The organism is Actinoplanes sp. NPDC026619 (genome assembly GCF_040638295.1).
Taxonomy (GTDB): Bacteria; Actinomycetota; Actinomycetes; order Mycobacteriales; family Micromonosporaceae; genus Actinoplanes.
The window spans coordinates 377,283-388,417 of sequence record NZ_JBEZYA010000002.1 but is presented as its reverse complement, the minus strand read 5'-3'; the positions used below and the strand labels follow the sequence as shown (position 1 = coordinate 388,417).

The 11,135-nt window shown below is 71.9% G+C and carries 11 protein-coding genes; 2 read left to right on the top strand and 9 right to left on the bottom strand.

Annotation, left to right across the window (positions count from 1 at the left end):
• Position 1 precedes the first annotated feature (1 nt).
• The 7 genes from AB0E90_RS06970 to AB0E90_RS06940 form a co-directional block, all read right to left on the bottom strand.
• The gene (locus AB0E90_RS06970; protein WP_360400486.1) at positions 2-1,471 is read right to left on the bottom strand and encodes a methyl-accepting chemotaxis protein; all 1,470 of its coding nucleotides are present in this window, start codon (positions 1,469-1,471) and stop codon (positions 2-4) included.
• Positions 1,468-2,007, bottom strand: a complete 540-nt coding sequence (locus AB0E90_RS06965) for a chemotaxis protein CheW (protein ID WP_360400483.1) — start codon at positions 2,005-2,007, stop codon at positions 1,468-1,470. Before AB0E90_RS06965 ends, AB0E90_RS06970 begins: the two co-directional genes overlap by 4 nt.
• Positions 2,004-3,392, bottom strand: a complete 1,389-nt coding sequence (locus AB0E90_RS06960) for a CheR family methyltransferase (RefSeq protein ID WP_360400480.1) — start codon at positions 3,390-3,392, stop codon at positions 2,004-2,006. Before AB0E90_RS06960 ends, AB0E90_RS06965 begins: the two co-directional genes overlap by 4 nt.
• Positions 3,393-3,453: 61 nt before the next feature.
• A complete protein-coding gene (locus tag AB0E90_RS06955) occupies positions 3,454-3,930 on the bottom strand; it encodes a chemotaxis protein CheW (RefSeq protein ID WP_360400477.1) in 477 nt (158 codons plus the stop codon).
• A gap of 74 nt (positions 3,931-4,004) precedes the next feature.
• Complete coding sequence (locus AB0E90_RS06950) at positions 4,005-5,189, bottom strand: ABC transporter permease (RefSeq protein ID WP_360400474.1); 1,185 nt, start codon at positions 5,187-5,189, stop codon at positions 4,005-4,007.
• The gene (locus AB0E90_RS06945; protein WP_360400471.1) at positions 5,186-5,860 is read right to left on the bottom strand and encodes an ABC transporter ATP-binding protein; all 675 of its coding nucleotides are present in this window, start codon (positions 5,858-5,860) and stop codon (positions 5,186-5,188) included. The genes AB0E90_RS06950 and AB0E90_RS06945 overlap by 4 nt, the downstream gene beginning before the upstream one ends.
• Positions 5,857-7,203 (bottom strand): HlyD family efflux transporter periplasmic adaptor subunit, encoded by a 1,347-nt coding sequence (locus tag AB0E90_RS06940; protein ID WP_360400468.1) that lies wholly within the window; start codon positions 7,201-7,203, stop codon positions 5,857-5,859. Before AB0E90_RS06940 ends, AB0E90_RS06945 begins: the two co-directional genes overlap by 4 nt.
• A gap of 54 nt (positions 7,204-7,257) precedes the next feature.
• Here AB0E90_RS06940 and AB0E90_RS06935 point away from each other — a divergent pair, with 54 nt between their 5' ends.
• Positions 7,258-7,554 (top strand): hypothetical protein, encoded by a 297-nt coding sequence (locus tag AB0E90_RS06935; RefSeq protein WP_360400465.1) that lies wholly within the window; start codon positions 7,258-7,260, stop codon positions 7,552-7,554.
• A 48-nt stretch (positions 7,555-7,602) separates the two neighbouring features.
• Here the strand turns inward: AB0E90_RS06935 and AB0E90_RS06930 are convergent, their stop codons facing one another.
• Together AB0E90_RS06930 and AB0E90_RS06925 are read right to left on the bottom strand one after the other, a co-directional pair.
• A complete protein-coding gene (locus AB0E90_RS06930) occupies positions 7,603-8,325 on the bottom strand; it encodes a L,D-transpeptidase family protein (RefSeq protein ID WP_360401347.1) in 723 nt (240 codons plus the stop codon).
• A gap of 170 nt (positions 8,326-8,495) precedes the next feature.
• Positions 8,496-9,467, bottom strand: coding sequence for a CAP domain-containing protein (locus tag AB0E90_RS06925; protein WP_360400462.1), 972 nt, complete (start codon positions 9,465-9,467; stop codon positions 8,496-8,498).
• 213 nt (positions 9,468-9,680) lie between these two features.
• On the opposite strand from AB0E90_RS06925, the gene AB0E90_RS06920 reads away from it, so the two are divergent.
• The gene (locus AB0E90_RS06920) at positions 9,681-11,096 is read left to right on the top strand and encodes an acyltransferase (RefSeq protein ID WP_360400459.1); all 1,416 of its coding nucleotides are present in this window, start codon (positions 9,681-9,683) and stop codon (positions 11,094-11,096) included.
• Positions 11,097-11,135 lie beyond the last annotated feature (39 nt).

Sequence of the window (11,135 nt, the reverse complement as noted above, 5' to 3'; positions counted from 1 at the left end):
GTCAGTGCCGTCCGGAGCCGACCAGGTCGAGCAGGTCACCGGAGAGGGTGCCCAGATGGGCCGCGGTCTGCCTGGTCTGCACCGCGCTGGCCTCGGTCTCCCGGCTGGCCCGGGCGGTGTCCGAGGCGGCCGCGTTGACCTGCTCGACCGCGGTGGTCTGCTGCTTGGTGGACAGCTCGATCTCCCGGGTGGCGTCGCTGGTGGTCGCGACGAGCTGGGCGATCCGGCGGAACGAGTTGGTCGCGTCGTCGAACTGCCGGGAGCCGGCGTCGACCGCCTTGGCGCCGATCTCGGTGGCCATCACCGTGGTGTTCACCGCGCCGCGGACGTCCTCGATCATGGTCCGGATCTCCTTGGCCGATCCGGCCGTCCGGTCGGCCAGCTTGCGGATCTCCTCGGCCACCACCGCGAACCGGCGGCCCCATTCGCCGGCGCCGCTGGCCTCGATGGTCGCGTTGATGGCCAGGATGTTGGTCTGCTCGGCCAGCTCGGACACCAGGTCGACGACGCCGCCGATCTGCTGCGACTTCTCGCCCAGCGCCAGCATGTGCTGCACGATCTGGTCGACCTGGGTGCGGATCGCGGTGATCGAGGCCCGGGTCTGGTCGATGGTGGCGTCGCCGGTGCGGGCCGCGTCGGCGGTGTCCTCGGCGACCTTGGAGACCCGCTGGGCGCTGTCCGCGATCTGCCGCGAGGTGATCAGCAGCTCGCTGATCGTCGTGGTGATCTCGCTCATCGCGCTGGCCTGGTCGCGGCCGCCGTTGGCCTGCTGGGCCGCGGCCGCCTCCAGCTGCGCCGACGAGCTCTGGATGTGCCCGACCGCGGCGCCCACCTCGCGGCGCAGGTCCCGGCTGAGCCGCCAGGCCACCGCGGCGGAGCCGACGATGAGCACGAGGCCGAGCCCGATGATGAAGATGATCGCGGCGGTGGCCCGGTCGTTCGACTCGGTCGTGGCCTTGTCGACGGTGGCGTGGACCCGGCTGATCAGCGCGTCGATCGCGGCGAGCAGCGCGTCCCGGGCCGGCTTGGCCCGCGGGTCGTTGAGGAGGTCGATGTTCAGGACGGCCATGTTCTGCCGCTTGGTGATCAGGTCGCTGACCACCGTGTTGTGCGTGGCCTCGTCGGTCGACACCGCCTCCAGCAGCTTCAGCGCGGTCGGGTCGTCGGCCAGCGAGCTGCGCAGATTGTTCACCTGGGTGAGGAACAGTGCCCGGTCGGCGTTGGTGGCGTTGAGCCACTCCGTCTGCTTGTTCAGCAGGAACGCGCGGTAGCCGCCGATCCGGCGCTCCATCGTCCGGCTGAGCTCCTCGGCGCCGACCAGACTCGTGGTCGCCGACTTGATCACGTCGTCCTTGGTGGTCATCACGTAGCGCAGGGCCAGCACCGACGTCGCCGTCATCAGCAGGGTGAGCGCCAGGGTCAGCCCGAAGCTGGCCGCCAGTTTGAAGCCGAAGGTTCGTCCCGCCATCATGATGCCGCTCCCTCGGTGGTTTCCAGCTCGTGCCCGGCCAGCTCGTGCACGGCGGCCCGGGCGGTCGGCACGTCGATGATCGGACGGGTGGCGCCGTCGAGCGTGACCATGCCGCGCAGCACGCCCCGCCGGCCCTCCGCGGCCGCCTCGGCGATGATCGCCTCGGCCGGCACCCGGACGTGCCCGTCCAGCTCGTGAAAGGCCAGCCCGAGCGGGGGCGCCCCGGTCGCCAGGACCAGCCAGCGCGGCCGCTCGGCGATCGGGTGCCCGAGCAGGGCGGCCAGGTCGTAGATCGGGACCACCGTTCCGGCGAAGCCGGCCAGGCCGAGCAGCGCGGGCAGCGGTCCGGGCAGCGGAGTCACCGGGCGGTCCGGGTGCAGCCCGGCGGTCTGCCCGAGGCGCAGGGCGTACGGCCGCCCGGCCGCCTGCACCGCGAGCAGTTCCACGTGCTCGACGTCGTGGCTGCCCATCGGGGCCGCGAACGAGCGGTCGAAGTCGGTGCGCAGCTCGGTGATCCGCTGCTCCACGGCGATCATCGCCGGGCCCCGCAGGCTTCCAGCTCGGTGCGGCACAGCGCGGTCAGCGCCATCCGGCCGAAACCGCCGCCGAACAGGATGATCCGCAGCTCCTGCTCGGCCGGCAGCAGCGCGAGGGCCCGGTCCAGCTCGGCGGCGGCGGTGCGGTCGTCGCCCTGCCGGCGGGCCAACTGCCCGAGCCGCATCCGGGGCAGCGCGAAACCCGGGTCGAGGTAGGCGGCCAGCCGGTACTGGCCGATCGCCTCCGGCACCGCGATCGCACCCTCCAGGCAGAGGGCGAGCAGCTGGTGCGCGTCCGGGTTGAGGCCGTCGTCGTCGATCAGCGCGCGGGCCGCGTCGACCGCGTCGTCGAGCCGGCCGGCCTGGGCCAGCAGCACGCCGCGCAGGAGCCGTTCGGGCGACTTCTCCGGCTTCGGGAGCAGGGCGAGCGCGTCGGTGTAGCGCTCCCGGCCGAACAGCTCCACGGCCTGCCGGTAGGCGTCCGGCTCCGGCTCCGCCAGGATCGCCGGCGCGGCCGGCCGCTCCGGTATGACGAACGGCGCGGGCCGGGGAGCGGGGGCCACCTCCGCCACCGGGCGGCGGTAGTAGAAGGTGTCGTGCGTGTGCCGCAGCTCGAGGCCGGGCGGCTCGGCGCCGAGCGAGTCGGTGTGCCCGAGAAAGAGGTACCCGCCCGGGGCCAGGGCCGCGGTCACCCGGGCCACGAGCGCCTTCGCCACCGCCGGGACCAGGTACATCAGCAGATTCCGGCAGAAGATCACGTCGTACTGGCCGGCCCGGAACAGGCTGTCGTCCGGCTCCGCGACGTTGCGCCGGCGGAACTGCACCAGCCGCTGGATCTCGTCGACCACGTGGTAGCCGCGCTCGCCGGCCCGGAACCAGCGGCGCTTCACCGGGTCCGGGGTCTCCCGCAACGACCAGGGCGAATACCAGCCCTCGGCGGCCTGGCCGAGCACCGCCGGGTTGGCGTCCACGCCGGTCACCGCGATCACCCAGTCCGGCCCGGGAGCGGCCTCCTTCGCGGCGATCGCCAGGCTGTACGCCTCCTCGCCGGACGAGCAGGCCACCGACAGCAGGCGCAGCGCCCGCTGCGACGAGCGGGCGAGCAGCCGCTGCGGCAGAGCTTCCTGGCGCAGCGCGCGGAACTGCTCGCCGTGCCGGAAGAAGTAGGTCTCGGTGATGCTGAGCTGCTCGATCAGCTCGGTCAGCTCGGTGTTCCAGGGGCGCGCGGCCAGCCGGTTCAGGTATTCGGTGCGGCTCATCCGGTGCGCGTGCGCCCGGTCGGCGAGCAGCGGGCCGAGCTGCCCGGCGTCGCGGTCGCTGAAGGTCCAGCCCAGCCAGCGCCCGAGGAGCTCGCGAAACCGGCCGGCTTCCGGATCGCTGGTCACGACGCGGCCCCGCTCGCGATGCCGTCGTCCGGTGCGGCCGGGTGCCGCTCGGTGCAGGCGGTCATGGCGCAGCCACCGCCGCGGCTTCCCAGACCTCGTCCGGAATGGCCCGCATGCTCTGCAACAGCAGCAGCGGTTCGGCGCCCAGCGTGCCGACGCCCGCGACGAGGCGGCTCGACCGGCCGCCGAGCAGCGCCGGATGGCCGCCGGTGGTGCTCGCGTCGACCGTACGGATGCCGATGATCTCCCCGGTGGCCAGGGCGACCGCGCCGCGTTCGGTCTGGACCGCGACGTACCGCTCGGCCTCGCCCTTGCCGCCGCGCAGCAGGCGGGCCACGTCGATCACCGGGGTGGGCACTCCGCGCAGCACGCTGATGCCGAGAACGAACGGGGGAGTGCCGGCGAGCGGCTGGGTCTCCAGCGGCCGCATGGTCTCGATGACCTCGTCCAGCCGGAGCGCGCACAACAGGGGCCCAGCACGGAACACGAGCGCCGACATCGCGGCCTCGAGCTCAGGCGGTTGTCCGTATTGCCGCACTTCCAGAGATTAGCGAGACTTCACCCGATAAATCCGGCTAAAGCAAGGTTCTCTCGGGTTTCGACCGGCCGGAGTCACTCGGTGCGCAGCGCCACCACCGGGTCTAGGCGGCCGGCTCGCTGGGCCGGGATCACGCCGAAGATGATGCCGACCGCGGCCGACACGCCGAAGGCCAGGGCGAGGGACCACCAGGTCACCGCGGCCGGGACCGGGGTCAGGCGGTCGACCACCAGTGAGGTGGTGATGCCCAGGGCCATGCCGAGGACGCCGCCGATCGTGGTCAGCAGGACCGCCTCGAGGAGGAACTGGATGCTGATGTCGCGCGGGCGGGCGCCGACGGCCTTGCGCAGACCGATCTCCTTGGTTCGTTCGCGCACCGAGACCAGCATGATGTTGGAGACGCCGACGCCGCCGACGAGCAGGCTGATGCCGGCGATCGCGGCCAGCACCCCGGTGAGCACGCCGAGGATGTCGCCGAGCACGCCGAGGATCTGTTCCTGGGTGACGGCGCTGAAGTCGGTGTCGGGATGCCGTTTGACCAGGGCAGCGACGACGTTCTTGCCGAGCACGTCGATGGTGTCGCGGTCGGGGGCCCGGATGGCCAGGCCGTCGATGCGGTTGGTGCCGAGCAGGCGTTGCGCGGCGGTGACCGGGATGTGCACTTCGCTGTCCCGGTCGACGCCGAGGCTCTGCCCGAGCTTCTCGAACGTGCCGATCACCCGGAACCGCACCCCGCCGATGGTGATCTGCCGGCCGATCGGGTCGCGGTCGCCGAACAGCTGCGACGAGATGCCGGCCCCGAGCACCGCGACCCGCCGCCCGGTGGTCACGTCGGTGCGGGTCAGATAGGCCCCGCGGTCGAGACGCCGGACGAACACGGTCGGCGTTGTTTCCAGAACACCCTGCATGCTTGCGTACGCGCTGTGCGAACCGGCACGCACGGTCTGCCCGGAGCTGATCGTCACGGCCACCCGCGACCGGTCGCCGACCACTCGGATGACCGCGTCGACGTCGTCCATGTTCAGCGTCGACGCGCTCGGCGCCGCCCCCGGGTCGAGCCGGCCGGGCACGACGATGAGCAGGTTGGAGCCGAGCCCCTCGACCTGCTGCTCGATCTGCCGCTTGGTCCCGGTGCCGATGCTGACCAGCGCGACCACCGCGCCGACCCCGATGACCACGCCGAGCATGGTGAGGATGCTGCGCAGCCGGTTGGCGCGCAGCGCGTCGATGGCGACCCGCCAGGCTTCCGCGACTCTCATTCCACGATCAGCCCGTCCTTCATGACGATCTGCCGGTGGGCGCGGGCGGACACCTCGCGGTCGTGGGTGACCAGGACGACCGCCACCCCGTCCGCGTTCAGCGTCTCGAGCAGGCCGAGCACCTGCTCGCCGGTGGTGGAGTCGAGATTGCCGGTGGGCTCGTCGGCGAGCAGCACCGACGGGTCGGTGACCAGCGCGCGGGCGATCGCCACCCGCTGCTGCTCGCCGCCGGACATCTGGTTGGGCCGGTGGTCGAGGCGATGACCGAGCCCGACGCGTTCGAGCATCGCCGACGCCCGTTCCCGGCGCTCGCGGCGGCCCACACCGCGATAGACCAGCGGCAGCGCCACGTTGTCCCGGGCGGTGGTGCGCGCGAGCAGGTGGAACGACTGGAAGACGAACCCGATCGTCTCGTTGCGCAGCAGCGCCATCTCGGCCGGCCCGAGCGTGGAGACGTCCCGCCCGCCGATCCGCAACACCCCGCTGGACGGCCGGTCGAGCGCGCCGAGCAGGTGCATCAGCGTCGACTTGCCGGAACCGGAGGTGCCCACGATCGCCACGTAGTCGGTGGCCTCGACGGTCAGCGACACGCCACGCAGCGCCGAGACGGACACGCCGTCCAGGTCATAGGTGCGGGTCACGTCGACCGCGACGATCGCCGGCTCGGTCATGACGAGGCTTTGTCGCCCGGATGCACCAGGTCGGCGCCGCCCACCACGATCGGCTGCCCGGCGTCGATCCCCGAGCTGACCTGCACGACGTCTTCGCCCTGCACCCCGACCTTCACCGGAACGCGCTGGTAGCGGCCGTTGCGCACGGTCCACACGGTGTCCTGCCCGTCGGCGTTGAGGATCGCCGACGCGGGCACCGTGACCGCGTCCGCGGCCTGGCGGACCTGGAGCCGCACCACCGCGCTCATCCCGGGCCGCGGCGTCGGCGCCTTGGCCCCGTCGTCGTATTTGCCGGCGGCGAGGTCGAGCCGCACCCGGTAGGAGACGCCGCCCTGCGCCGAGGTGGTGGGCAGCAGGTCGACCGCGCGGACGGTGGCCGGATAGGACGCGCCGGTCGCCGCGTCGAGCTCGACGGTGGCGGTTACGCCCGCCTCCACCAGCAGCACGTCGGTCTCGTCCACCTCGGCGGTCAGGCCGAGCCGGGTGACGTCGACGATCGTCAGAATCGGGGTGCCGGCGGCCACGTAGCCGCCCTGCGGGACCGCGGTGTCGACGCCGGGCAACGAGGTCGATGCGGCGGGGGCGCTGCCGGCGGAGAGCAGTGCGCTGAGGGAGGAGGAGGTGGAAGCGCCGGCGCTCGCGGTGCCACCGAACTGGACCGTCCCGGCCACCGGCGCGCGCAACGTCAGCGCGTCGACGGCGGCGTCGGCCAGGTCGTACGCCTGCTGGGCCTGGAGCCGCTGGGCCTCGGAGAGGGCGCCGACCGCCTCGCCGAGTGACGCGACGCCGCGTTGTACCGATTTCAAGGTGGCGGCAGCCGCCGCCGACGCCGCCTCGTACTGCTGCTGTGCGGCGTCGACCTGCTTGAGGAGTACGCCACGGACGTCAGCGTCGGTGATCTTGCCGGCCGCCGAGCGGGCGTCGTCGAAGGCCGTGGCCGCCTGCTTGTCGGTCTTCCGTCGCACGGCCGTGAAACCGGACGTGCTCACCCCGGGCGAGCCACCGTGCGACGACTGGTCCAGGGCCTTGGCCGCGGACTCGCGCCGCGCCTCGAGCTCGGGGGAGTCGATGACCGCCACCACCTGGCCCTTGCTGACCCGCTGACCGGCCTCGACCCGCAATTCGGTGAGGGTGCCGGCGGCGGGCGCGCTGAGCGTGGCGGCGGCCCGCGCGGTCACCGAGCCGGGCGCCTCGACGATCTCGTCGACCGTGCCGCGCGTCGCCGAACCGACGGTGATGCCGTCGTCGTCGCTGCCGCAGGAGGCCGCGGTGAGCGACACCAGCATGACGATGCCGAGCGCGAGAACGCCCGGCCGCAGCCGGGCGCGGATAGGCCGGAACACGCACGCCACTCTATGCCGCGGCCGCCCGGGGCCCGTCGGCGGTGATTGCTACTCGTGAGTCGGATCAAGTACACGCAGGCCAGAAGCTTGACCCGGCGCGTCACCCTGGATGAACCGTCCCCCGGTTCCGCCCCGTATTCCACCGGCAACGTGACCGCGAAGGACGTGACGACAGCTATGCAGCGAGCCGACGAGCTGACCGTGGTGCACCATGACGACACCGTGAGCCGGTTCCTGGACGTGACATACACCCTGAGCCGCGACGGCTTACGTCTGGTGACCGCGCTGGGCGACGAACGACTGATACCGCAGCACGAGGTGCTGACCACGCACGTACGCAAGGCCGCATGAAAAAGGCCCGGGCTCCCGATGGGGGAGCCCGGGCCGGAAACGCTCGGATCAGGTCCCGGGACGACGCCCGATCACCTTGACCGTCGAACCGATCTTGCCGAGGCTGTAGTACTTCTTGGCGTCCTGCGGCAGCAGGTTGACGCAGCCGTGCGAACCACGCCACATGTCGTGGATGTAGGTGGTGGTCTGGTGGAAACCGCGCCCGCCGATGAACCGCTGCCAGTACGGCAACCAGACGTGGTACGGGTCCGACCACTCCTTCTTGGTCCGCTTATTGATCTTGAAGGTGCCGGCCGGCGTGCGGTAGCCCTTCATCCCGGTACGGGTGATCGTCGGCTTGACGTACACCTTGCCGTTCTTCATCACCCACGTGGTCTGGTGGGTGAGGTCGACACAGAAGGTCAGGCCGGTCTTTTTGGCCTTGCAGGCGGCCGTGTTCGTCGCGGCGAGGCGCTTGGCCACGTCGTACGTCGTCGGGCCGGCCAGGCCGGAAGCCGGCTTGATGCCGAACCGGGTCTGGAACTTCTTGATCGCCGAACAGTCGGCGGCGGACTGCTTGCCGTCAACCGTGACGGTGCCGTATCCGCCGATCTTCTTGAGGTAACCCTCGACCTGCTTCTGATACTTACCGGTGGCGCAGCTCGCCGCGGCCGCCTTCGTCACCACGACAGTGGTCACGACCTTGGCCGCCGGAGCGCTGCGCACCGCGGCGCCGGCGCCCGCAGGCGGCAGTGCCATGGCGCCGAGACCGCCGCCCACCAGGGTCGCCAAAGCGGCCCCGGCGAGGCGGGCGGAAACCCGTCTCACTCGCAACTTGGTCCTCCCCAGGACATGTGTTCGCACATCGAAGCACAACTACGCCCGCGGCGACGTCTGGGAAATGACCGTGGCGCGAACCTGTGAGAAGTTTTCGGTTCGCGCCGTCTGCGGTTGAGAGAAAGTTACGAGGCGGGTGTCGCGAAGTCCTGCACCCAATACACCGTGTGATCGCCGGCGATGGCCAGGCCGACCCCCATCTGGCGCAGGCCGCAGTTCATGATGTTCTCCCGGTGCGCCGGGCTGTGCATCCAGCCGTCGACGACCTCCCACGGGCTGTCCACCCCGCGCGCGATGTTCTCGCCGTACCGGCGCCAGTGGTAACCGGCCTCGCGCATGCGGTCACCGGAGCCGTCGCCGTTGCGCGACTCGTGCGCGAAGTAGTCGCGCCGGGCCATATCGGCGGCGTGCTCGTTGGCCGCGCCGATCAGGCGGCGGTCCAGCGACAGCCCACCGCAGCCGCCACGCCGCCGGTTCTGGTTGACCAGCGCGAGAATCTGCTGCTGCGCCCGCGAGTTCGGGTTCGACGTCACGTCGGACCGGGTCACGTCCCGGCGGGCGGTGGCGAGCAGGGTCTCCGACGCCGGGCGCTGGGCGAGGTCCTGCGCCGGGCGCTCGGCGGCCGGCTGCTGCCGGGCCGGGCGCGCGGCCGCCGCGGCATGCTGCGGGGCAGCCCGGAGCCGGTCACTCTTGGCGACCCGGTCGGGCTGGTCGGTCACAGTTGGCCGTACGTCGTCGGGGTCGCCGGCATCGGACCCGTCTCCGGCATCGGAGCCGTCACCCACGTCGGAGCCATCGCCCACATCGGACCCGTCACCCACATCGGACCCGGCACCCACATCGGAGCCGTCGTCCGAGTTGTCACCGAGATCCGAACCGTCGCCGGTCGCCGAGCTGTCGTCAGCATCGGAGTCGGCGTCGTCCGCGTCGTCGTCCTGGTTGCCGCCGAACTGTGGCCACCCCAGGAAGTCCGGCATGAAGCCGGAGAATCCCGGCACGTCCGGTGTCTCCGAAGCGCCCGCCGTCGTAGCTGCCACGCCGCCCGCGAGCAACAACGCCGACGCCGCCGCGCCGACAACCACCCAAGGTTTCCGCATTTCCGAACAAGTCCCATCGATCGCGGGCGGCCGGCCGGTCCCGGCTGCCTCCATGCCACGGATCAACGTCACAAACCGGCCACGGTCACCATGGAAGTCGCACAACCGCACAGACAAAACGGACAGTTCATTCGTTCGGGGTAAGCCTGTGCGACCTTCTTGCCGTCCGCTCGGCGGTCCCGCCGGGCACAGCGTGATGGCTACCGTTCCCCGGTGCGAAATCGATACCTGGACCTGCTCCGTGCGGCCGCAATCGTCCGGGTGATCGTCTACCACCTCTTCGGCTGGCCCTGGCTGTCGATCCTGCTGCCCGCGATGGGCATCATGTTCGCGCTGGCCGGGTCGCTCACCGCCGCCTCGCTGGAGAAGCGTTCGGCCGGCCAGGTGGTGCTCTCCCGGGTGCGGCGGTTGCTGCCGCCGCTGTGGTTGCTCGCTCTGATCGCCGTACCCGTGATGCTGTTTGCCGGCTGGCGGGTGGAGGCCGGCAGCGACCACCCGTTCAGCGTCACCCGCCTGGTGTTCTGGCTGGTGCCGCTGGGTGATCCGCCCGGCAGCGACAAGCTGATCGACTGGTGGGAGCCGCTCTGGTACCTCCGGGCGTACCTCTGGTTCGTCCTGCTCTCCCCGGTGATGTACGCCTTCTACCGCCGCAGCGGCTGGCTGGCCGTGGTCTCGCCGCTGCTGCTGATGGGCCTGCTCGACCTGACCGGCTTCAGCCTGCCGGACACCGCCGACGCGGCCCTGTGGGACTTCGTCACCTACGGCGCCTGCTGGATCGCCGGCTTCGCCCACCACGACGGCCGCCTCGCCCGGGTCAAGCCGTGGGTCGCGTTCCCGGTGGCGGCGATCATGGGCGCGGCGGCGCTCTACTGGCTCAACGGCAACCAGGGCGAGGACCCGTGGGACCTCAACGACGTCGCCGAGTCACAGGCGCTGTGGTCACTCGCGTTCGTGCTGATCGTGTTGCGCTGGCAGCCGGCCATGGAATGGCTCGCGAAGATGCGGCCGCTCGACCGCGCGGTGACCCTGTTCAACAACCGCGCCGTCACCGTCTACCTCTGGCACAACATCGCGATCGCCGCCGTCTGGCCGGTCCTCACCCTGATCGCCCTGGACGACCTCGAGGGAAAGCGGGGCCAGGTCGTGGAGCTGGCCGCCGCGATGGCGGTCACCCTGGTCGCGGTGCTCTGCTTCGGCTGGGCCGAGGACCTGGCCGCCCGCCGCTCCCCGCGCCTGTGGCCCACCGGCAGCCGGCCACCCCGGCCGGTCCCGGTCTCGCCGGCCGCACCGCCCGCACCCGCGCCCGGGGAGGCCGCGCCCGCGGCGGCCGCACCCGAATTCGTGCCCGCGGCGGCCGCACCCGTAGCCGCGCCCGCCCAGCGTCCGGCGGCCGAGCCGGAACCGGATCCGGTCGGCGTCGCGGCCGGCCGGCATGCGAATGCCGGCGAGGAGAACCCGAAAGACCTCGGCATGCCGGTCGCCGGCCGGCCCGCCGCCCACCACCCGCTCGCCGGCGAGGTGATCGACCAGGCCGGCCGCGCCTGGACCGGGCAGCCCGCCGACCGGGGCGCGGGCGAGGAGACCCCCGACTGGTTCCGCGGGCGCCGGGGCGGCGACCAGCCGGGGTGAGCGAACACACCCCGGCCGCCTCCGCCCGGTAAGGGCCGA